The sequence below is a fragment of the Rivularia sp. UHCC 0363 genome, from assembly GCF_034931125.1.
Lineage (GTDB): Bacteria > Cyanobacteriota > Cyanobacteriia > Cyanobacteriales > Nostocaceae > Rivularia.
This window is the reverse complement of sequence record NZ_JAYGHM010000001.1, coordinates 70,741-94,095: the sequence shown is the minus strand read 5'-3', so window position 1 is coordinate 94,095 and position 23,355 is coordinate 70,741. Positions and strand designations below refer to the sequence as shown.

Annotated in this window: 14 protein-coding genes; 4 read left to right on the top strand and 10 right to left on the bottom strand. The window is 38.6% G+C overall.

Going from position 1 to position 23,355, the window contains the following annotated elements; all coding sequences use genetic code 11:
* Positions 1–61: 61 nt before the first annotated feature.
* From VB797_RS00390 to VB797_RS00370, 5 genes are all read right to left on the bottom strand, one after another.
* Entirely contained in the window at positions 62–2,497 is a 2,436-nt protein-coding gene (locus VB797_RS00390) for a peptidase M, neutral zinc metallopeptidase site (RefSeq protein WP_323235632.1), read from the bottom strand.
* Positions 2,475–2,831: a hypothetical protein gene (locus VB797_RS00385; RefSeq protein ID WP_323235630.1), complete on the bottom strand. Its 357-nt coding sequence runs from the start codon at positions 2,829–2,831 to the stop codon at positions 2,475–2,477. The genes VB797_RS00390 and VB797_RS00385 overlap by 23 nt, the downstream gene beginning before the upstream one ends.
* Positions 2,828–5,014 (bottom strand): Hsp70 family protein, encoded by a 2,187-nt coding sequence (locus VB797_RS00380; protein WP_323235629.1) that lies wholly within the window; start codon positions 5,012–5,014, stop codon positions 2,828–2,830. Before VB797_RS00380 ends, VB797_RS00385 begins: the two co-directional genes overlap by 4 nt.
* Positions 5,015–5,385: 371 nt before the next feature.
* Positions 5,386–8,235 (bottom strand): tetratricopeptide repeat protein, encoded by a 2,850-nt coding sequence (locus VB797_RS00375; RefSeq protein WP_323235628.1) that lies wholly within the window; start codon positions 8,233–8,235, stop codon positions 5,386–5,388.
* A 591-nt stretch (positions 8,236–8,826) separates the two neighbouring features.
* On the bottom strand, positions 8,827–9,141 hold the full coding sequence (locus VB797_RS00370; RefSeq protein ID WP_323235627.1) for a hypothetical protein: 315 nt from the start codon (positions 9,139–9,141) through the stop codon (positions 8,827–8,829).
* Between the two features lie 530 nt (positions 9,142–9,671).
* Here VB797_RS00370 and VB797_RS00365 point away from each other — a divergent pair.
* Positions 9,672–9,938, top strand: a complete 267-nt coding sequence (locus VB797_RS00365; RefSeq protein ID WP_323235625.1) for a type II toxin-antitoxin system Phd/YefM family antitoxin — start codon at positions 9,672–9,674, stop codon at positions 9,936–9,938.
* A gap of 648 nt (positions 9,939–10,586) precedes the next feature.
* Positions 10,587–11,222, top strand: coding sequence for a hypothetical protein (locus VB797_RS00360; RefSeq protein WP_323235624.1), 636 nt, complete (start codon positions 10,587–10,589; stop codon positions 11,220–11,222).
* A gap of 79 nt (positions 11,223–11,301) precedes the next feature.
* On the opposite strand, the gene VB797_RS00355 is transcribed toward VB797_RS00360, so the two are convergent.
* The gene (locus tag VB797_RS00355) at positions 11,302–12,363 is read right to left on the bottom strand and encodes a DUF2927 domain-containing protein (RefSeq protein ID WP_323235623.1); all 1,062 of its coding nucleotides are present in this window, start codon (positions 12,361–12,363) and stop codon (positions 11,302–11,304) included.
* A 616-nt stretch (positions 12,364–12,979) separates the two neighbouring features.
* Between VB797_RS00355 and VB797_RS00350 the strand changes: the two genes are divergently transcribed.
* Complete coding sequence (locus VB797_RS00350; RefSeq protein WP_323235622.1) at positions 12,980–13,762, top strand: SH3 domain-containing protein; 783 nt, start codon at positions 12,980–12,982, stop codon at positions 13,760–13,762.
* Between the two features lie 628 nt (positions 13,763–14,390).
* Here the strand turns inward: VB797_RS00350 and VB797_RS00345 are convergent.
* On the bottom strand, positions 14,391–16,736 hold the full coding sequence (locus VB797_RS00345; protein WP_323235621.1) for a glycoside hydrolase family 31 protein: 2,346 nt from the start codon (positions 16,734–16,736) through the stop codon (positions 14,391–14,393).
* A gap of 229 nt (positions 16,737–16,965) precedes the next feature.
* Positions 16,966–18,534 carry a sodium:proton antiporter gene (locus VB797_RS00340; protein WP_323235620.1) on the bottom strand — a complete coding sequence of 523 codons (1,569 nt, stop codon included), beginning with the start codon at positions 18,532–18,534 and terminating at the stop codon, positions 16,966–16,968.
* Between the two features lie 136 nt (positions 18,535–18,670).
* Between VB797_RS00340 and VB797_RS00335 the strand changes: the two genes are divergently transcribed.
* A complete protein-coding gene (locus VB797_RS00335; RefSeq protein WP_323235619.1) occupies positions 18,671–19,657 on the top strand; it encodes a TIGR00341 family protein in 987 nt (328 codons plus the stop codon).
* 184 nt (positions 19,658–19,841) lie between these two features.
* Here VB797_RS00335 and VB797_RS00330 read toward each other — a convergent pair whose 3' ends face one another.
* Positions 19,842–21,875 carry a GumC family protein gene (locus VB797_RS00330; RefSeq protein WP_323235618.1) on the bottom strand — a complete coding sequence of 678 codons (2,034 nt, stop codon included), beginning with the start codon at positions 21,873–21,875 and terminating at the stop codon, positions 19,842–19,844.
* A 136-nt stretch (positions 21,876–22,011) separates the two neighbouring features.
* On the bottom strand, positions 22,012–23,349 hold the full coding sequence (locus VB797_RS00325) for an O-antigen ligase family protein (protein WP_323235617.1): 1,338 nt from the start codon (positions 23,347–23,349) through the stop codon (positions 22,012–22,014).
* Positions 23,350–23,355 lie beyond the last annotated feature (6 nt).

The window sequence follows — 23,355 nt, the reverse complement described above, 5'->3', positions numbered from 1 at the left end:
TTGGTAATTGGGAATTGGTAATGGGTAATGGGTAATTGGGAATTGGGAATTGGTAATTATTTTAATAACCTATTTTTAAACTACGATACACTTCTTGAAAAGCTGGTTCATCGGGACAAATTTCATAAGCCCATCGTCCTAGCTGCTGGATAATTTGGTAATCGGCTAATTCTCTGTCAACTGAATTAATTAAATGTTCAATTAGAAAATTAGCTACTGAGAACTTGACTTGCTGCTGGGAGCATTTTGCTTTTTTAACTGCTTCATCATACCGCTGATTATTGAAAAGCCGCTCGATTTCTGCAACTTCTTGACTATATTCAATTCTTTCAATTAAATCAATGACAACAGGATTTTTCAGGTCATTTTTTTTAATTTCTTTGAGTAGTTTTAAAGCTTGTTGTGATGAAATTTGTTGATTAGTTAGTTTCTCGCGGATTTCTTGTGCTTTATATTCAACTAAATAACTTTTAGCCGCTTGACTTCCTAATAAACCATACCAAAATTGAGCAAATTCTAAATGTTCTGCTAATTCTGATATCTCTTGACGCTGCAATCCGCAAAGTTTATCTATTTCTTGTTCCCATTGTCGGTTCGCTTTGATCGCTGTTTTAGCTTCACTCAAAGGAACGATCGCACTTTGCCATTTTCGTTTCAACTGCTCGCAACCTTCATGGTAAGCTACAAATTCACGCGCAAATGTTTCCCCTAGAACGGCTTGATTCGAGGGTTTGAGTTGAATCGCTCTTTGGATATCTCCTTCCACACAAGCAGCAACCGCTAACCCCCAAGGAGTGTAAAGCGATCGCAATATCTCTTGTTTATCTATTCCATCGACTAAAATATTTCTCCACGAATCTAAATAACGACTGTGACAACCTGGTGTAATCAACAGTTGTTTTACTTTCATTCCCCATGAGGGTGGATTACCCATCAGGTTTAAAGCTACTGTTTCCAAACGATAGCGATCGCGCAATTCTAAGTACTCGTTAATATTTTGATCTTTAAAACTGTCTATCATATCTGACAATCGCTGTTTCAATTCCCTAGATACTGTTTCTAAGTCAACTGCTTCTAGCATCCAAGGCAAATCTTTGAGAGACGTATCGTTATGTAAGTTTGCTAATGCTGTTGATAAAGCCACAATTAAATGTTTTACAGATTCTATTTGGATTGGAGTCTCGTTACGAGCGCGGTAATATACTGCTACCATCCAATTATGTAAATTGGTTATGTTGGGTGCTTCAATCCACGCTTTTTCAATATCCGCAATCATTCCCCAGTCGCAACCTTGCCATAATGACGCTGCTATAGATGGCTGGATATGTTCGTTTAAGTTAGTTTCAACTACTGAGTTGGAACCAAACTTTTCGATAAATTCGATACTGGCTGTTTTCGCAGATTCCAAATTTTTCTGCTTAACTAACTGCTCAATATTCTGTAAATTTAGTAATTTTTGCTGTCGAGAATAGGAAAGCAGAATTTCCCTTTGAGCCTGAATTCTCTCTCCAGGTAAAGCTTGCCACTCCCGTTCTGCTGCCTGAAAATTACCTTGTTTAGCCCGAACAAACCCTCGTAAATAAGCGGCTTGTTCAATCTGTAGGTTTTCTAAGTAATTCAGTGCTGCTACCCAATCTTGAGATTTAATTAACACAATTACCAAACGAATTTTACATTCTGTAGAATCACACAGCATTAAAGCAGCTTGATACAAGGTTTCAGCTTGTTTAAAATCACCCGATTTTTCAGCCTTGAGTCCAGAACGGAATTTTTCTCGACTCTGGAGCGTAGTTTGTAATTGCTTTAATAATTCGATTCCATCGGAGCGAGGAAAAGTTGTTAAAGCTGAACTCAACAACCCGATCGCAGTTTTTAATTTTCCTGCATTCCGAGCTTGATTAACCGATTCTAAGGTACGGGAGTAAGCTTGTTCCTGTTTAATGTGAGTTTCACAAGTTGCGATCGCGTTTGTTAATGCTTCGGTAATATAAAGCTGTTGTGCTTGACGGTAAGTTGCGATCGCATTTTGGAAAAACCGATTTTCTGTTTGTAATTCTGCTTCGACAATTATTTTTTTAAACTGTCCTCTAATTGCTAATTCTTGTTGATATTTATCTATAGCTTGCGAAACCGTAGCATCACAGATAATTTTACTACAGCGTTCGTACTGGGCGATCGCGTTGCTCAGATGGTTTGTTTCTAAAGGATTTCCAGTATCTTGCTCCAGCAGGATTTTAGCATGAGCAATTAATTTATCTGCTTGCGCTAACTGTTTACGCCATTTTTTCAATTGCTGCTCAAGCTTGTCTAAATCCTTTTCTAAAAACAATTTACGCAACAAAAGCTGATGAAAACTCGGCTGTTCGTACCAAGTAGCAATCAACTTTTGAGCTATTGCGATCGCTTGTTGTAACTGCTTATTTTTAGCAAGCTTTTCGGCTGCTTCTACTTGCTTTAAAGCTTGATTTAAATCTTTAAAACTGGTCAGGAAAGCCATCAAATGTCCTCCTTGCAGTTGCAACCTTAATATAGTTTTCTGGTGCTTTAAATTGCGGGTTAGTCCCTTCTCCCCCTGCTCCCTCGATTAGCGAAATAGGAGTAAGTACCACCGAATGAATCGGTTGAACAAAAATATAGCTGCATAATATAGCTAATCCCATTCCTAATAGAAGAATGATTACCTTAGATATCAATAATTTAATTGAATCGGATTTTTCTACTAAGGGTAGCTCTTGCAGCCTCCGAATTAATAAAATATCAGTATCGCAGTTATGACAAATATTACCTTTTATCTCCGGATATTCACATACAGGACAGTTGAGCTTAATCATCGCTTTAACCCGGTAGCAATAGTATGGCTGGACAACTCCATATCTATCCAGCGGTTAACATCCGGCTGTAATTCCTGCCAAAGTCGATCTGCTTCACGTTCATTACCCTTAGACCAAACATCAAGCATCCGATAGAACTTTTCTAACATGGCATTTGCTTGAGTCGGTTCCACTGTCTGAGCTTGTTCGATCGCAAATAAACACGCTTGAATTAGCTGGGCTTCCGGGGTTAAATTCTTTAACTCCCTAGCTGCATCTTCATTCAGAGACTGCATTTGAGAAATATTATTACTGTTAATTGCAGCCTGCAAATTTTCAGATAGTTGTTGCAACCTTAACTGCTGCGGTTGAGGAATCATAAATCCGCATTCAACAATGCGATCGCACTGATTCACATTGGATTCAGCTTCGAGTCGTTCTTTCGACATTAATGCTTGAAATGTTTGCAGGTCTACTTTTGCACGTTCGCGTAAATCGATGCGTTCTTCACCACTCCTGTGGTCGATAATCCCGTTCGCTAACTGTACCACTGGTACCGATAAACGCAACGCTTCTTCAACTCCGAACTCTGTGAGAGACTGGTTATTCAACTGTGCGATCGCAGTTTCTAAGTCTTGATAAATTTTCTCATCTGAATTACCGCGAGAAAAGGTATGACTGACGCTTACCGAGGTATCATTTTTTAAAGTCGCTCGTACCGTCAAACCGCTGTTTTTTTCATCGAGATACAAATTCACCAAAATTTCCGTTCCTGCGGGATACTTCTGTTCTAAACCCAACCACAGCACCCCAATACTTTCATCCTCACCGCGAACCTCGTCGGGGCTAAAAAATCTAAAGTGAATCAAACGCTGTCCGTCAGCTACAGTTTTAAAAGTATGACTGGTCGTGACTGGTAAAATATCACCTCGGCGAATAACTTGATATTTATCATCTACCAACTGGATATAATAATCGCGGGAACTTGTAGTTACTTTCTCAATCATTCCTGCTGCAACCATCGCTGCACCTTCAGCCACCGCATACATCGGACGGGGATGGACTACAATTTTGTCACCAAAAGCTTTTTTAACACGATCTTGGACGTAGGGAATTTGGGAACAACCACCCACCAAAAGCACAACATCAACCATATCGGCAGTATATTCGGAATATTGCAGCGCTTGATGACAAATTGCGATCGAACTCTCGACTAAATCCGCGATAATTTCTTCAAACTGCTTGCGGGTGATTTCTACTTCAATCGGAATTGCTAGTCCCAAATCATCCAATAACATACTCGCAGGTTCAATTCGAGCGACATCGGTAATACTTAACTGAACTTTGGCACGTTCTACAGCAATTTTCAGGTCTGCATTAAATCGAACTTTTGCGTAATGGGGCATTTTTGCAATCAACCCATCAATATCGCTAATTTGTTCCTGTTGAGCAACCTGTTGTTTCACAAGATTAATCATTCGAGAATCAATATCATCTCCTCCCAACCACAAATCACCCGCTTTCCCCTGTTCGATAAATTGAGTACCTGCGGCTGTAATTAGAGAAGCGTCAAAAGTTCCACCGCCAAAATCATACACCAAAATTGTTTTTACATCTTCGCTATCCGGTGAAAAACCGTAGGAGATAGCTGCTGCTGTAGGTTCGGGTAACAATTCCAAAGGAGTAATTCCAGCTTTGAGTGCAGCAGTACGGGTAGCATGACGCTGTTTATCGTTAAAATAAGCTGGGACAGTAATTACTGCTTGGTCGATCGCTTGAGCTTTACCAATTTCTTCATAGTAATCTCGCGCATTTTGCACCACCTTCTTGATAATTTCCGCCGAAATATCTTCGGTCGAATATTCCTTTCCTCCCAACCAAACCGCAACACTGTTATCTGTCCCTTCGGCAGGTTGAGCAATTTTGTAACCAATTTCCGACAGTTGTTTTTGCACAGCCGAATCGCCAAAACCACGACCCATCAACCGCTTGATCGAAACAATCACATTTTCCGGTTCCGCTCGTAATTGGTTATATGCTTTATCTCCCACGATCAAATTATCTTGCTGTAGAGCAACCACAGAACGAGTTAGCTTTCTATCTGGTGGTGTATTCTCATTCGCAGTCACAACTTCAACTTGAGCTTCCTTAAATGCTGCAACCGAGTTGGTGGTACCCAAATCAATTCCAATTGCCTTACCCATGCTTCCTACCCCAGCTTGTATAATTTTTAAAAAATTTTTCAATATCTTTATTCAGTACTGAAACTAAAACCTTTAAAAATAAGGGTTATTTGTATTAGCTTCATTAATAATTACATTGATTTTATACAATTAACTGAAAGTAAACTTGAGTAATAACACTTGTAGCAAAAAAAAGAAGCCGCGCTAACTTAATTAAGTAAAAATAGCTAATTTACCCTCTCTAGATCTTTTCTCAGCGTCCTCTGCGTCTCTGCGGTTTTTTTAAATGCCTCGTTCTCAGCTTAAAATGTTGGGTTACACCGCTAAATTTCTTCTTTAGCATCATTATTTTTCGTGCGCTTAATCCAACCTACGAAATACTAGATTACCAATTACCCATTACCCATTACCAATTCCTTAAACTTCTCATCTTCTGCAATTGCTTCAAAATCCGGGTCATTAACAGCATCTTGCTTGTACTGCGGATGCAAATTAATCGCTTTTTGTAGAGTTTCCACAGCTTCATTTACGTTTCCTTGATAGCTGTAACAAATTGCTTTATTGTAATAAGCGCTAGCGTAGTTTTCATCTAATTCCAAAGCTTTATCGAAGCTACTCAACGCTTCCTCATCCTTTTCTAATTCAATTAAAACATAACCCCGCTTATCCCAAGCTTTAGGAGTCGGATTAAATTCAATCGCTTTATCAAAAGAAGCAACAGCATCTTCGTTACGCTGCAACATTTCCAAAGCCAAACCCCGATTCATCCAAGCTACACCGTCAGTTGGTTCTACTTCTACAGCTTTATCAAAAGATTGAAATGCATCTTCGTGACGCTGCAATTTTCCTAAAATTACACCCCGATCTACCCAAGCTTGATGATAATCTGGTTTAATTTTTAATGCTCGATCAAAGCCAGATATTGCGTCTTCATAACGCTTGATTCTTCCTAAACTCATTCCCAAAACAAACCATAGCTTTTCATTATCCGGCTGCTTTTTCACAACTTTACCAAAAGCGGTAATTGCAGCTTCATAACGCTTGATTTCCATCAACGCTAAACCACGATGGTACCAGCTATCAACATGATTTTGATCAACTTCCAATACTCGATCGAATGTTGCGATCGCATCTTCAAATTGTTTCAATTCCCACAGCGCTAAACCTCTTTGATACCATAGTTGAGCGTTATCTGGCTGTACTTCTAAAGCTTGATTATAAGCAACAATCGCTTCTTGGTAATTCCCAACTGCAAATAATTCGTTACCTTGAGTAACAAATTCATCGACGTTAACAAATAACTGCGGATGATTTGATTTGAGCTTTTCTATCGGTTCAATTACTTTCTCTAGCTTTTGTAAGATTTCCCCAACCGCAGAAGCGGCAATCTCGGTGGGTGTAATTTCGGATAGCTTCTGTAATATTTGCTGCTTCTCAACTATTGCATCCGATTGTACTAAATGTAATTGTTCGCTCAAGGTAGATTCCAATTTATCCAACTTTTCCAAACTAGAATCTTTGCGAGCAGTAATTTCCGATTGTAAGGATTCTAGCTGTTCGCGAGCGGTATTTTCTAATTTTCTTAAACTTTCTAAAGTTTGATTTTGCTGAGATTGTACACCGTCGGTAGAAGTTGAAATTTTGGAATTAACTTCCGCTTCCAGATTTTGTAGTGATTCCCAAGCCGAATCCTTGCGAGATTGTACCTCAGATTGTAAAACAGCAAACTGCGATCGCAATTCTGTTTCCAGTTGGGACAAGCTTTGTAGGGTTTGCTGTCTTTGCTGTTGAATTTGCGATCGCGATTCTGTAAGTTCCGCAGTTGTGGAAGTTTCGAGATTAACTACATTATTTTGAGTTGAATTAACCTGTTGTTGAATTAAGTTTTGCGCTTGCTGTAATTCTGTGGTGATTTGCGATCGTAATTGTTCTAAATTTTGTAGAGCAACATCTTTATGCTGTAAAGCTTTTTCTCTCGCTTCTGCTTCAATATCATCTAATTGCGGTGCAAAATCGGCTTCTAACTTTCGTAAATTCTGTACAATTGCATCGCGATAAAGTTGAGCATCTTGTTGGAGTTGGGACAACTGAGTCACAAAATCGGATTCCGTTCCCGCAAACTTTTGGATAGTTCCGTCTTTTTGGGTTTCCAAATCAACCTGTAGCTGAGCAACATGAGATGCAAACTGATTCTCAGAAAGTTTCAAATTTTCGATCATCGCATCTTTTTGAGATTGTACGTGAGTCAAAATCGCTGTAAGTTGCGGAGTGAAATTCGATTCTAACTGCTGTAAATTCTGTAATACCTGCTGTTGCTGCGCTTGCGTTGCCGATTGCAGTTGCTGTAACTCGTTGGTAAAATCGGTTTGCGACTGCTTGAGGTTTTCTACTGCTAAATCCTTATGTTGCTGTAAATCCGTTTGCAGTACATTTAATTTAGGTTTGAATTCCGCAGAAAGACTTTGTAAAGAAACCAAAATCAAATCTCGCTGCTGTTCTGCTGCTGATTGAAGTTCCTTCAACTGACTAACAAAATCAACCTGCGACTGTTTGAGATTTTCCACCACATGATGTTTCTGTTGCAAAACATCCGATTGTAACCCCTCAATCTGCGGGATGAATTCAGTACTCAACCGTTGCAAATTTTGAACAATCGAATTACCTTGTTGCTGAGCATTTACCTGAAGTTCCGTTAGTTGAGCAGTAAATTCTGCATCCAGTTGACTCAACGCTTGCTTAAAAACATGGATTTGCGATTCAATTTCCGACAAAGCTTGTTGCTTCGACGCAGATAGATCCGCAACCAGCAGCGATAAACCTTCTTGCTTACCACCAATATCTTCACTTAAAATTTTAGCTTCATTATTTAACTCATCGACAACAGCTTCCGCTTCGTCAATCAGTTTCTCAACCCTTTTATTAGCGATCGCGATTCTTGCTTCTAAATCACCCAACTCCTTGAGACGAGCAGTTACCAAATTCGTCACTTCCCGGAAAACCGCACGTCTTAACAAGAATATGGCAATAATGACCCCAATCATTAATACAACTAACGTAACGAGTAGCGTATTAAATAGAAAAGCCGTTTGATTGATAAACTGATTCGTAGTTTCCTGCTGCTTCTCCAACTGTTCCAACTTCTGCTGAGTCGGAGCTTGAGCAACAATGTAATTAGAATTTGGTGAATTTGGTGAATTCGGATTCGCACTTACAACCCCAACAGACATGAAAATTGAAAGCATGATATTGCCGAACGAAACCAGAGTAAACTTTGAATTAAAGCGTTCCACAACTCCCTTCCCTTGTCTGTTGGTAATTATAGTTAACGCCTATATAATAGCGGGTTTTTGGGAATGATTGGGAATTGGGAGATGGGGAGATGGGGGGATGGGGAGATGGGGAGATAATTGTAGGGTGTGTGACGCTTCGATTATTTTGTTGGTGGTTAGAAGAAGAATAGCATCACGCACCATCTTTGAGTTTTGGGGATATTTTAAAGGGATTGGTTAGAGTGCGGTAATTGCTACAGTTCAACCGGAAAAGCAAGAGCGATTTGATCAACACAAGAATGCTGAAGTTAAATAATAAATATGGTCTCCTTGTGAGGAAATTTGGCGTTGCTGAATCGTGCGGATGATTTGGGAATTTCACATTATATGAGACTTCCGCAGTGCGGAGATATCTACACAGATTCCACATCTACTACAAAATGTCAACAAATATAATTTATTACTTAATTTAGCAACGCCGGAAATTTATACTCGCAAAGCCCACTGTAGATTCAACAGTCACATAGTATTAATAGTGCTTTGCGAGCGGAGTCTCTGAGATTGTTAGCTCTCCATACCAATCCAATTCATGTGCCATTTATATTGATCGGCTTGTGCTGGAGTAAGAGGATTTCCATTTACCCATCTAATGTAAACACGAAAACCCGTAGCAGTTGGTGAGTAAATAGAGCTAGCTCCTATTGTTGCCCAGTGGCTGCTATTACCGCCAATCGATGCAATGTATACAGGGGTACCAGAGAACCTACCAGCAGTGGTATCTATATCAAGATAGACACCAGAATTTGCTGGAGGATTGTATTGTTGCCAATTTGTTGAACCTGGGGTGGTTCTTCCCGAAGCAATTCTGTGAGTTGCCATAATTACTTTCTCCTTTTAGTGAATCAATTTTCTTATTTCAGACTAATTTCTATGTCAAACTACTGATTTTGTATAATCTCGGTAAACCTTACCTTTGATTTACAGTAGTCTCATTCCGAGAAATTCACGTAACAAAATTTTCCATTGCTGGACAGATTTGTATGAAATCTCTCGTAGAATGTTTGCCTCTTCTGCTCGACACTTCTAATATACAAATGGAATGTGAGGAACTCGTGAGCTTAATGTACTTTATTTTACTCTAAAGAAAGACTAATACTGATATAGTTCGCCTTGTGTTCTTGATACTACGAGAAAGTTGCCTTATGACACGCTCCCATCGATTGTTTTATTTGCAGAAACATTGCGATCGTCTGAGAATACTCGTGTAAATTTGTTTAAAAATATGCGATGCTCCACGGAAGATGCTACGCAAACGCATCAATGATATGTTGTTTTTCATAATTTTTCTAATATCATCGGTTGGGTTACGCTTTGCTACAGTAAAGTTATAGTCAAACGAAAAAACGATTATGTCTTCCCTTCGGGTACATGAAGCCCAAAACAATTTACAAAAGTTAATTGACCAAGCCGCAGAGGGAGGTAAACCGATTATTATTGAAGGCGATTCTTTAAACGAGAGGCTTTGCCAACGCGGTAATGCGATACTGCTGGCTGAAAAAGACTGGTCTGCAATTGTGGAAACGCTTTATTTATTATCTATCCCAGGAATGCGAGAATCTATTAAATCGGGGTTGACAACTCCGATTGAAGATTGTGATGGGGATTTGGATTGGTGAATGCAACAAGAAACTGCTTCGCAACTACTTTACACAAAGCAAGCAAAAAAAGACGAATGGGTTTTTATCTGTGTAATGCGATCACTTGATAGGCATAGCAGTTTTCACGCTTATTAGAAACCTCATCCGGTTCTTTGGACACCCCTCTCCTTAACAAGGAGAGGGGAAGGGGGTGAGGTTCCTTGATGTATTCGACTCAACTGAAAACCGCTATATTTCGCAAATCAAAAAACTATAAAAATCTATCCCTGAAGACAAAAGTAAATCATCCTAGAGGCTATAAATATTTTAAGTTAATCGGATTTAAAATCATTTTAGAATTAAAACTGTAATAAAATTTAAAATAAATGCTTTTAACTAAACTATCTTACTGGCTCAGTTCCGAGGGAACGGCGAACAATTAATTAAATAATTAAGTAAAAATAATTACTTCATAGTTTTGTTATTTATACTTAATTTAGATGAATTTTTCTTTGAAAATTAAAAATAAAACAAGTAGGCTGAAAGTTCGACAAAAACTTTTTTATATTTAAATTGGTGAGATAAATATCTAATTTATAAAAACTGAACTTGCTTATTCGGCTTTGTTCGTGAAAAAATTATTGTAGTTACAGCTAAAAAAAGCTACCTGCTGCCAGTTCAAATACTATGAATACCCAGATAAAATTACCCGACGACTTGACACAAGTATCATTACGGAAGCAAAAAGAAAAAGAAAAAATGCATGATATTCTTCTTTTGTTAGAAAATTTAACCTATAGAGAAGAAGCTTCAATTAAAGTTATCATAGATAGTCTTTATGATATAGGTTCAATTAATTTAATTGACCAAAAGTTTCGTTCTCGTACCCTCAAGGGAAGCTTAAAATTAATTGCTAGATTATCCAAACCAGCAGTTAAAGTTATTGCATGGCGTTGGTATACAAGGAATTGTCCTAAATTAATTACTAACTGGTTACGTAAACAGGTAGCTTTTGAACCAGTAACTACAATTAAACAAGCAGCAGAAGTAGAAGCAGGACTAGTTCCCGAAGCCAAACGTCTCAAAACAGATTCTCTCGTAGAATGGGAAGATCAAACTCGTGAAGTGAAATATTTGCGATCGCAGGTAAAAATGCTGGCAAGTATAATAGTCAGTTTAATCGTCGTCTTTGGTGGTACCGTGGTTTGGTTCGGTTACTCTTTAGAGCGTTCTAACTTGCAAACTGTAGAACAATTGCACAATCGGATTAGAGTTTTGCAAACCAGTACTGATGAACCACTGGCTACAGGTAAGGGGAATTAAATCAGTTATTAGTGAATAATTCCGGCGTTGCTGTGGCGATATGTCATAACTAGCAACACCGATTAATTACAATATTATTTTACTTTAAAAAGTTCGCCACTTGTGATTTAGTCATTCCAGGAAGAATTTCTGGTTGATAAAGCATTTGTATAAGCGTTTTGTCAAGTTGGGAGTATTGATTAATATCAGTCCAAGGTTGATAAAAAATACTGTTTTTATATTTATAAGAATCTCTAAGAAGTCCTAAAGACTGGGTTAATTCTTCTCGAATTAGATGAGAGCGTTCTTTTTGATTAACTCCGGTTTTTGCGATCAAAATATTAGCACTGTATATTACATTATTTTGATTCCAGTTAACCCAAGCATAGCCATCATTTCCTGGTTGATAATTTGGTTCGTATTTTTTAAACTCAGATACAGGAACAAAATGAATTTTCACATTGGGACTATTGTCAACTATCTTCAGGTTGATACCAGATATCAAATTATTAATTTCATCAGTTACCGTTTTCAAAGTCTTAAGATCTTCAGAAGTTGGAGAACCAATTACTTGAATTCTCAGATCTCCCTGCCATTTTCTAATGAGGCTGGGATTTGTAGTAAACTCAGCACCAAGGGCAATTTCCTTAAAGTAATTCGTTTCTTCAGGTGTGTATTTTCTCTTGGGTAGATAAGCTTGTTGAGATTGTTGATTGCTTGTGTAACTACTTTGTGACTGTTGTAAAATTACCGACTCCTGCTTGAGTGCTTCCCTGTTGTCCAAGCTGTAATTATCTGATGAAACAGTGATGGTTTTGCTAGTTTGAGTATTTTTTTGGGTGTTTTGCTTAGCAATCAAATCTCCTCTTACCCAACCCGTAACACCAGATTGCTCTAATTTGACAAAGTACCAAATATAGCCATCAGTACCTTTTATTTGATTGCGGATTATAATGCGATCGCCAGATTTTGCATAGTTCAGAGCGTTAGATTTAGTTGTGGGTGCTAAACGAAGATTGATTTGGCTAGTGGGTTTTTTTGCCGTAAGAGTTGCTGTTTGGGCATCAGAGGAAGGAATTGCAATACTTAAAGTTGTTGTGGATGCGATACTCAGGAGAATAGTATGGCTAATCCCGGAGACAAAAAGTTGCTTAATGTTCATAAAACCTGTGTTAATTTCCGGAAACTTATCTTTGATGACACCCAATTATTTTTCAAAATCAACGCTTTTGATCGTCTTTTTGTTTTGACTTTGTAAAAGGATGCTTGTGTATCATCAATGGTTCCCATTTATATCCCAGACATCATATCTCAGAGGTTTTACTGATGCATAGGTAAAATTACAGCATTTTTATTTTTATTTTTAACAAATGATGCTTGGTAAAAAGTTACACATACAAATACTTGGTAACGAAAGTACTAATCTGTAGCAGCTAATTAGATTGGCATTAAAAATGACTTAAGAATATCAAATGATTTGCATTTTCGTTCGCTTATTGTATAGTTGTATTTACTTGTATTGAACTCATATTTTTAACACCACAATTTAGGCAAGACTTCCTTAAAAATAGAGTTCGAGAAGAATCTTTAAAGTCAGTTTTATAGCAATAACAAAGAAAAAATCCAATTATCTCATGCAAAAAGGAATAATTACTAATCAATTAATATAAGTTATTAATATGACAATATATTAACATTCCTTGTTTTGTTGTTGAAAAAATAATAGTTATAAGTAGTACGTTACAAATAGTACAAATTCCCAGGTTGTAAAAAGAACCATGAATAATTTAACATTTTTCGTGAATTGTCTTGGAAAGCAAAGAGATTCTCAAACTCAACCCAAATCGAAACAAAGTCGGAAAAATCCGATGAAGATGTTGAGTATTATCGGTTTTTGCTTGTCTTTATTTACCATATGTTTATCTTCAGGTGCTGCTTCCGCAGCTAGTGCGAGGGTGAATGCTCGTAATGGATTGAATGTCCGTACAGGACCAAGTACGAGTTATGGAAAAGTCTACGACTTAAGCAATGGACAGGCTGTTAGTACAACTGGAACCTACTCCAATGGCTGGGTACAACTCAGTAATGGTTATTGGGTATCTAACGGTTACTTAAATTACGGTGGTGGTGGTACTGGTGGTGGTACTCGTACATCACTTCTAAGAAGAATAAGTGCTGCTGGTGGAGCAAATATCCGTAGTGGTCCAAGTACTGCTTATAGCAGAGTTAATTACTTCAGAAATGGAACACCATTGACTGTTACTGGTCGTGTTAACAATGGCTGGTATGAGCTTACAAGAGGTCGTGGCTGGATAGCCGGTTATTTACTAGATGGTAATAATTCGTCCGGTGGTGGTACTGGTGGTGGTACTCGTACTTCGCTGCTAAGAAGAATAAGTGCTACTGGTGGAGCAAATATCCGCAGTGGTCCAAGTACTGCTTATGGCAGAGTTAATTACTTCAGAAATGGAACACCATTGACTGTTACTGGTCGTGTTGACAATGGCTGGTATGAGCTTACCCGAGGTCGTGGCTGGATCGCTGGTAATTTACTAGGATAACAGACACGGCTTTGTGCGAAACATCCTAACTCAATAAATAATAGTTGCAAAAAATTCCCCTCCTTTTTTCTTTCTGGAGGGGATTTGATTATCAAAAGTAACTCGATATATCAGCACATTTGGAGAAACTTGCTTGAAAATTCAGTTTGTAGGTTGGGTTAGGCACACGAAAAGATATGTTTTTAATAATAATTTATATTTGTGCCGTAACCCAACATTGTCTTATTAGTATTTTACTATTCATCCACAATTAAAATTTTGGGTTACGAAACGATTAAAATAAATTCTCGTTACATTTTGCGGAACCTCACCCCCATCCCCTCTCCTTGGGAAGGAGAGGGGAGTTTGTAGGTTGGGTTAGGCACACGAAAAGATATGTTTTTAATAATAATTTATATTTATGCCGTAACCCAACATTGTCTTATTAGTATTTTACTATTCATCCACAATTATAATCTTGGGTTACGAAACGATTAAAATAAATTCTCGTTACATTTAGTGTCTAACTCAACCTAGTAGCTCGCAATATTATCCACAATTATGATGTTGGGTTACGACACGATAAAATAGATTTTCGTTACAAATTCAAATTAGTTTTCGTATATAACCCAACCTACCGTCTTATCGATCATTGATAAACTAACTGTCTTCCTTTACCATCATCTATAAATTCCTGCTCTCCCTTTCCTATCACTTCCACAATTACTTTACGCTCGTCAGGATTCCAATTTCCTTTTCTTTCTCCAACTTCAACTACTACTTGATTCCCTGCTAAATCAACTCGATATTGTCTAGTAGAATTCATCCCATCACGATATGCAAATGTGAGTCCGTCGTCTTCATACAGCGTAAATTCTCTTTTACCCGGTGCAACTAACAACCGCATTTCATTTACAGGTAATTCTTCCGCATATTGCATTACTGGAACTAAAGGAATAATTGCACCAGCGCGAATAAATAAAGGCATTTTTTCTAAAGGTGCATCAACGAGGATGTGTTGCGAACCTTGATAAGACTTTCTACTCCACCAATCATACCAGGTACCTTCAGGTAAATAAACCATGCGATTTTCTACCCCTGGTCGATAGATTGGTGCAGCCATTATTGAAGAACCTATTAATACTTGGTCGTATAGTTCATAGGTTTTAACATCGTTAGGGTAATGATAAAGTAAAGGACGTAAAATAGGTTCACCTTTTGTTGCTGCTTGCCAAAATAAAGTGTAGAAGTAAGGTAATAATTGGTAGCGTAGCTCGATATATTTACGACAGATATCCTCTACTTCCTGACCAAATTCCCAAGGTTCGTGACGCTTTGTTCCAATCATCGAATGACCGCGCATCAAGGGATACAGCATTCCTAATTGCATCCAGCGAGCAAATAATTCTGGCGACGCATCCCCAGCAAATCCACCGATATCTGCACCCACAAAAGCGACACCTGACAAACCCAAATTACACAGCATAGGTAAGGACATTTCCAGATATTCCCACTTTGAGTGATTATCTCCCGTCCACACTGCTGAATAACGCTGCACCCCTGCAAAACCGGAACGAGTCAACACAAAAGAACGTTTATCAGAACGCAATTTCTGCAACCCTTCATAGGAAGCACGAGCCATATTCATTCCGTATAAATTATGGGTTTCCCTCCAAGTAGTTTTATCATCCCCACCACCAGAAGATGCATCCATTGGAAAGGTAATTTTATCACCTTCTAAATCCCCGAAAGGCTGATTATTTAAAGCTGGTTCGTTCATATCATTCCAGATACCAGCGACACCCACATCCGTAAGATTATGCTGTAAATTTCCCCACCATTCCCGCACATCCGCACGCATAAAATCCGGAAAAACCGCTCGATCGGGCCATACATAACCGTGGAACACTTGACCATCTGCCCTACGGATGAAATAATCTTGCTCTAAACCTCGATCGCAGACTTGGTAATCTGCCTCTGGGTCGAATTTTACTCCCGGATCGATAATATTGACTACTTTGATTCCTTGTTGCGATAACTCTTCTATTAACTTCTTAGGATTGGGGAACCGCTGTTTATTCCAAGTAAATACTCGAAAACCCTGCATATAATCGATATCTAAGTGAATCACATCACAGGGAATACGGCGATCGCGCAACTGTTTGACTAATTCTCGTACTTCCGTTTCCGAATCATAACTCCACCGACATTGATGATAACCCAAAGCCCAACGCGGTGGTAACGGCATTCTTCCGGTAAGCTGAGTATAGGTTTCGAGAATTTTTGCAGGTTCGGGGCCGTAAATAATATAGTAATCGAGTTCGCTATCTTGAGTTTTTAATTGTAGAGTATTTAATTGCGTCGCACCGACATCAAACTGACTCCAAAAAGTTGTATTGAAAAACAAACCGTAACCAAGATTTGGACGCAAAGACATAAAAAACGGGATTGCTTGGTACATCTCATCCGTCAGCATCGTGTAATCCAAACAATCCGTCGTCCAATTAGTTAAACACTTACCCCGTTGATTCAATAATTGCGATCGCTCTCCAAAACCGTAAAATCTTTCTTCTGCGGTAATTTCCTTCCAACTAGAAATTTCACCCTTACGAAAACCAATCCCCAAATCTGTATCGTGAGCGAAAGGATTACCAGCTTGATCAAAACACATTACTTTACAAGGATCGCGCTGCACGCAAACTTTGATTTTATCGGTTTCGATAATTATTTGTTCGTCAGTTTCTTGAATATCGAAATTGACATTATTCCATTCTGCATCCGGTAAATTTACAGCCCAACTCCGTCTCGGTGTCAACTCCCCATTGGGAGAAAAGCGGACTCGAATTAAATTAGGTGCAAGGATGCTTAGAGTCAAACGAGAATTATTACCGCAATCAAAATGTATTCCTTGGGTGTAGCGTCGGAAGCTTTGCACTGAAGATATAGCATTCCAAGCGGGTTCGCGTTTGGGGAGTTGTCCGATGAATTCTGGCATTGTCAGGAAGTTGGATAGTAGATGCTGGGTGTGGTGATACGCAATCTACAATAACTTGATTTGCAGATAACTAAAAGAGCTTTTCTCATTATCTCGTTACAAGGTTCTACCTTGTAATGCATTTCAAGAGGCTCTGCCTCCAGATTTTACATGAGGCAGAGCCTCTCACACAAGGTTCCCAGCCGGAGGCTAGGAACCAGTTCAACTAACCTTTGACCTTTAACCTGATTTAATTATCTTCCAAAACATCTTGCAACAAAGGCGATAATTCTTGATTTAATCGACCATTCCGCACGAATTCGGCATAGGTATCGGCTTCTACTGCTAATAGTTCATTCCGTAATTGTTCGCTAGCAAATGCTCGTAAGCTGGGATGCTCAATCTGTAATTTACCAATTTTTTCTGATATATTACTCAGTTCTCCTTTTATTAATGCTTCTTGGTAACGACAAAATTCTAAATCAAGTCCGGGACGTTCATCATCTACTTCATCTAAGTATTTTAGAACTCGTTGCAGTGCATTTTCACGCGCTACTAATTGCATATATTCTTGACGCAAAGGTTGATCGCCGAGAAGATTCAGTCGTTGTAATAAAGGTTTTGTGGTTAATCCTTGTACTAATAAAGTAAATAAAACTACCCCAAAGACCGTAGAAATAATGTCTTCTCTTTCCTTACCTAAAATAGTCGGAACGCTCAACGCTAGAGCAATAGAAACCGAACCCCGCAAACCTCCCCACCAAAGTATCGTTTGTTCTGCTAAACTAATGCCGGAATTAACTACGCGATTGCTAAAGAAACCCAAACCGTAGACGGAAACTAATCTCGATACCACCATCCCCGCAATTGTGATGCCGATAATTCCCAGGTTGTCTGCAAGGTTGGAAAATCTTATTTGGTCGCCGATTAATAAGAAAACGATTGAATTGACGAAGAAAGCGACAAACTCCCAGAACTCGCTGACAATGACCCTGGTGCGCGGGTTCATGCCGATTCGGGAACCAAAATTACCTAAAATTAAACCACAGGTTACAACTCCAATTACACCAGACCCGCCAAATTCTTCGGCAATGATGTAGGTTCCGTAAGCTGAAACTAAGGTTAAAGATTGTTCTACTAACGGTAAATCGAATCTTTGAGTTAGGTAGGAAATTCCAAAACCAATTAAACCACCAACTGCAAGACCGATACCGATAACGCTAATTAACTCTAAGACAACTTCTTGTACTCCTAATTTCGCGGTTCCCAATGGAAGTGCTACCAAAAAACCAAAAGCGACAACAGCCATCCCGTCATTGAACAAACTTTCCCCTTCCATTAAAGTTGTGAGACGCTTGTCAACTCCTAATTCGCGAAATAAAGCAGTTACGGAAACCGGATCGGTAGCAGAAAGACTTGCACCAATTAGTAAAGCTGTGCTTAAAGGTAATCCAGCAACTTGATTTAAGCCCAGCGCTACACCAATAATGGAAATTAGCACTCCTACTACAGCGTAAAGAGTTATAGGAAAAAAATCTCGTTTTAAATTCGACCACTTTAAATTCCATGCCGCTTCAAATAATAAAGGAGGCAGGAAAATCGCCAGGATTAATGCAGGGGAAAGATTTACTAACCTTACATCAATGAACGCCAAACCCAAACCGGCGATTACTAGTAATAAAGTGTAAGGTATTTGACGAAACCAGCTAAAAACTTGCGGTAACGTCGCGACGCTTAGAGATACGGACAGTACTAAGAGAAATTGCTTGAGATTTTGTTCGATACCGGCGGTTTCACTCACCGCAGTTTCAATTGCCATAGCCTTAATTGTAGATTTTTTTAACAATTGTTGCACCCCGATGTTTATGTTTGGCTGGAAATTTCGTAATTTACGAGAATATCCCAAAAGTTTAAGGTTGCAACAATTTATTTTAGGCGGTTGTTAGGCAAAATATATGCACAAAAAAATTAATCATCTGCTGTCTGTTTTGGTTAGCAACAAAGTCCACCCGTTTGTGTTAAAGGAATTACAAGACAATTTACAGCTTGAATCAACTATTAATTCTAACTATCTAATTTTAATTTTTGCTTCCTGTGCGATCGCCGCTTTTGGTTTGCTGAGTAATAGTGCTGCCGTGATTATCGGAGCGATGATTATTGCACCTTTGATGCTACCTATACGCGGGTTGGCGTTTGGTGCTTTGGAAGGAGATTTGAAGTTATTCCGCATCGCTTTCCATGCAGTGGCTGTAGGAAGTGCGATCGCTATTTTTTTAGCTTGGATAATTGGCTTACTATCGGGTATTTCTAGCTACGGTAGTGAAATATACGCTCGTTCGCAACCCAATTTATTAGATTTAGCCATTGCGATCGTTGCTGGAGGTATCAGCGGCTACGCGAAAGTACAGCCCAAAATTGAAAGTAGTTTAGCTGGTACGGCAATATCAGTGGCTTTGATGCCTCCCCTATGCGTAATTGGATTGGGTTTAGCTCAGGGTGATTGGGATCTCAGTTTGGGTGCAACTTTACTTTATCTGACCAACTTATTGGGAATTACTTTATCATGTATGGTCAGTTTTTCTATCAAAGGCTATACCCCAGCCCATCAAGCACGTAAAGCTTTAGGTTTGGTATTCGCGCTTACAGGTCTACTAGTAATTCCCCTGAGTTTGAGTTTTCTATCGTTAGTTCAACAAACTCGTTTAGAAGCCAATATCAAAAAAGCATTTCTCAGCAAAACTCTGACCTTTCGAGAAGTAAAATTAGAGAAAACTGAAACTAATTGGTTGACCAATCCTCCCGAAATTCGCTTAACCGTTCGTAGTAAAGAAGCTCTGACATCCAAGCAGGTAGGACTTTTAGAAGATTTTATCAATCAACAGATGAAAGGAAAATATAGTTTAGTTGTAGAAATTCCCCAAGTGGAAGAAGTAAAGAGATAAGGGATGGGGAGATGGTGAACCCACTTTCGTGCGGAGGAACACGACCGTTGAGAGAAGTGGTGAACCCGTTCACCTTTATGTGTTCCCGAAGGGTAGGGGGGGACAAGGGGACAAAGGGAAATATTAATTCCTAACTCCGGTGGTCTTAACTCTTCACCTTTGACCTTTGACCTTTGCCCAATTATTAACTGTTCATTGTTAATTGTTCATTAACTAAACGTTGTCTATAAGGTTTATCAGAAGTTTCTACACCATTTACCACTAAACCCAATATTTGAGCTTGATGTTCCATTAACTGTTCTAAACCATCACGAACTGAGTTACTAAAACTCATCCCTTGTTTAACAACAAACAATACATTCGGAATTTGATCTGTCATCAATGCTGTTGCACTTGTAGCGCTGAGTGGAGCAGTATCAACTAGAATATAGTCGTATTCAGCGTGAGATTCAGCACTTGCTAAGGCTCGTTGAAAGCGTCCCTGGGATACCATTTTGACAATGTTGCCGCTTTGTGGTGCTGTAGGCAATAAATCCAAGTTCGGTTCTATAGAAATAACCGCATTTCTGCTGTCTAATTCTTGAGCGTAATTTAAGCTTTGGGTTAATTCTGCTCGAATAAAATCTCCATCAACTACTAATACCCGAAAACCTAAATCTACTAATGCTTTTGCTAAACCTAAAGTTACAGTTGTTTTACCTTCTCCTTCCATTGCACTAGTAATTAATAGATGACGGTTATTTAAATGTTGTAAGCTAACTGCTGAAGCAAGACGTTGAAATTTTTCATGTTTAGTATCATCTAATTCCCATGTTACCCCACCTTTAAACTGAGGAATAGAAACAACTATCGGGAATTTCATGTCTTTCAAATCTTGAGGACTTAACAGTGGATTGCGTCTTTCTAAAAGTAAAATTAATGCAAGACTACCAATAATTCCTGCCACCGCAGCATTCAAAAGCATTAATGATTTTTTAGGAGAAACTGGCTTGCTATCAGCCCGAGGTGAATCTAATATTTCTACATTAGGATAAACATTAAAAACATCGATATTAGTTTGCTGTACTTGAGCAACTAAACCTTTGTAAACACCTTCTGCAACATCAACATTTCGCTGCAATTCTGCCAATTTTGCTTGCTGTGAGGGAATAAAATTTAAGTTTGCGTTCAGCTTATTGATTTGAGCCTGTATCTGTTGAGCGCGGTTTTGTTGACCGGAGGCTTCAGTTTCTGCGAGAATTAATTGTTGAATTAAATTGGCGCGTCCTTCTCCCTGACCGCTGACTGTAGTATCGATAGACGTTCCCGCACCAGTTTGATTAATTTGGCTTTGGATCTGATTTGATAATACTTCCTGCTGTTTAAAAAGTTCTTGAACTATCGGATGGTCATCTGTATACTTAGCGCGATCGCGGGCTAAATCTGCTTTTACTTGTGATAGTTTATCTTTGAGAAATTGATAGTCTTTATTTTCACCCAAGCTTAAAGAACGAATTGCTTGATTTGGTGACATTCCCAAACGAGTTGATAAAGTATCAACGCGATTTTGATTGTATTTTGCTAGCGATGATGCTTCTAATTGAGCTTTGGTTAAACCATCAATGGTTGTAACAATTGCTTTTGTTTGTTCGTCCGCATCCACTAATTCACTAGATTTCTTAAATTCTGCTAAAGTTTGTTGTGCCAAAAACAAATTATTTTTAGCCTCTGCTAATTCAACTGCACTAAATTCCCTTTTTGATAAACGGTTTTGTTGACGCAATTCTTTGAGTCGCTGCTGAAATAATGTGATGAGATTGTTTGTCCGTAATTCTGCTAATTGTGGAGATAAACTTTTAGTATTTACAGTTAGAATGCGAGCATTTTCATCCACAGAAACTTGAAATAAGGACTTGTAAGCAGGCAAATTTTTAAAATCATTTCTCAAAGGGTCTGCAATAAGTACCTTTTCCATCAAAGTGTCGCTGTTTAAAATACTTTTCTGTATTTCTAATTGACCGTCTGCGGGAGCAGAAATATTGGAATCTTTTCTTAAAGAACCCAAAATACCCAAACTAGCATCCAAATTGCCATTTGTCGCGGGAATCGTCAGTTGGGCTGTGGCATTCCAGACGCGGGGTGTGGTTGTAGCAACATAAGTAGTTATGCCTAAAACCAATAGATTCCAAAGTATTACCGGCTTCCAGTGTCTAATTGCGATCGCTGTTATTTTATTCATATTGATCCTAAGTTATTGATTGTTTTGTAAATTGTTTAAATAAAGGGAATGGGGAATAAGTAGATGGGGTGACAAAGAGAAATATTTATAATCCAGAAAAAGCATCCGTTATTAAAATTCAAAATTTATTACCTGCTCATTCCCAACTCCTAACCCCTAAATCTCCCCATTGGGTAACATTCGGCTGTTGCTGCTGTACTTCAGATAAAACCGCTCCTAACCAAATAAAGAAGAACCAAAAATAAATTGCCATCCAAGTTAAATTAGTGGCATGAATTAATAAATATAAAGCTACTAAACAGCCAAATGCACGCTGACAAATGGGGTTTCCTTGAATAGCGGGCTTCCAAAAGCTGCATAAAGTTGAAACTAAAGCAAGAATAAAGAAGATAAAACCGAAAATACCGTGTATATAAAGTACTTGAGCATAGGAAGAAAACGTTCCTAAAGGCAGTACAAAAACTCCATTCCCCCAACTTGCGGTTTTTTCCACAATTCCCCACCCTAACCACGGTGATTCTTTCCATGCATCGATAGTCGCATTTACAATAAATTCTCGGTCTTTTGATGAATCAGCACGAGCATTATTGAAAGTAGATAAAGGTAAAGCGATGAAGTCTTTAATGCTCAAACTTAATCCAGCCGCAAACAAAGAAGTTAAAGATATCACCCACAAATAAGCTTGTCGAGCCAACCCGCTACGAAAACAATATATAATTATCCAAACTAACGGAAAACACACCCAAGCAAGACGGCTTTGAGAAATTATTAAGCCAACAAAACTACCAGTCAAAGCAAATTTTCGTAAACGTTGGTTAGTTTCGCTCAAACACATAAAGAAACACAAAAGACCGCAAACCCCTAAAATCGGAGGATCGGCTGTGTAGAGATCTGTCCGAGGTAAAGGAATACCAAAAAACGGCTGAATTTCCGCAAACTTAACCATCAAACTGGTTTTTTCACCCGGAATTAAACGCGCTAAAGGAGGTAAAAAATGGTCTTGCGGGCCCAAACCAAAAAGTATTAGCAGTTGAATTGTCAAAAGTATTAAATAGCTAGCTGACATCCACGATACAGCCCGTACAATGGTTTGTACCTTAATGCGATGCCAAAAAGGTAAAGTCATGCAGCCGAAAATCATAAAATAGCCTTTAAATAAGGTAAAGAATGTAGCCGCTGTTTTTAAAGGATCAAAACCGATTGATTCTAACCCGAAAATATTCGTCCAAAGTGCGGCTAAAGTCATTCCCAACCATGCCCAATTACAAACTGGTAAAGATTTTTTAATCAGCTTATCTAAGTTTAAACCAGCTATTAGTAAAAATGCGCTCACAACCGGATAGACAATAGTTTGTAATCCCAACACCCACCAAAGTGGAGTCAAGAGAATTGTCCAGTAAACTACCCGTTCTGCAAATGGTTTAGCTACAGATTTTGATTCAGATTGATTACTAATAGGCTTAAATTCCAACATTATTAA

Bases quoted from the DNA above. Each gene is read 5' to 3' on its own strand.
- VB797_RS00375 (WP_323235628.1), bottom strand. From the start codon at position 8,235: ATGCTTTCAATTTTCATGTCTGTTGGGGTTGTAAGTGCGAATCCGAAT.
- VB797_RS00370 (WP_323235627.1), bottom strand. From the start codon at position 9,141: ATGGCAACTCACAGAATTGCTTCGGGAAGAACCACCCCAGGTTCAACA.
- VB797_RS00325 (WP_323235617.1), bottom strand. From the start codon at position 23,349: ATGTTGGAATTTAAGCCTATTAGTAATCAATCTGAATCAAAATCTGTA.
- VB797_RS00385 (WP_323235630.1), bottom strand. From the start codon at position 2,831: ATGATTAAGCTCAACTGTCCTGTATGTGAATATCCGGAGATAAAAGGT.
- VB797_RS00340 (WP_323235620.1), bottom strand. From the start codon at position 18,534: ATGGCAATTGAAACTGCGGTGAGTGAAACCGCCGGTATCGAACAAAAT.
- VB797_RS00355 (WP_323235623.1), bottom strand. From the start codon at position 12,363: ATGAACATTAAGCAACTTTTTGTCTCCGGGATTAGCCATACTATTCTC.
- VB797_RS00380 (WP_323235629.1), bottom strand. From the start codon at position 5,014: ATGGGTAAGGCAATTGGAATTGATTTGGGTACCACCAACTCGGTTGCA.
- VB797_RS00360 (WP_323235624.1), top strand. From the start codon at position 10,587: ATGAATACCCAGATAAAATTACCCGACGACTTGACACAAGTATCATTA.
- VB797_RS00350 (WP_323235622.1), top strand. From the start codon at position 12,980: ATGAATAATTTAACATTTTTCGTGAATTGTCTTGGAAAGCAAAGAGAT.
- VB797_RS00335 (WP_323235619.1), top strand. From the start codon at position 18,671: ATGCACAAAAAAATTAATCATCTGCTGTCTGTTTTGGTTAGCAACAAA.
- VB797_RS00390 (WP_323235632.1), bottom strand. From the start codon at position 2,497: ATGGCTTTCCTGACCAGTTTTAAAGATTTAAATCAAGCTTTAAAGCAA.
- VB797_RS00345 (WP_323235621.1), bottom strand. From the start codon at position 16,736: ATGCCAGAATTCATCGGACAACTCCCCAAACGCGAACCCGCTTGGAAT.
- VB797_RS00365 (WP_323235625.1), top strand. From the start codon at position 9,672: ATGTCTTCCCTTCGGGTACATGAAGCCCAAAACAATTTACAAAAGTTA.
- VB797_RS00330 (WP_323235618.1), bottom strand. From the start codon at position 21,875: ATGAATAAAATAACAGCGATCGCAATTAGACACTGGAAGCCGGTAATA.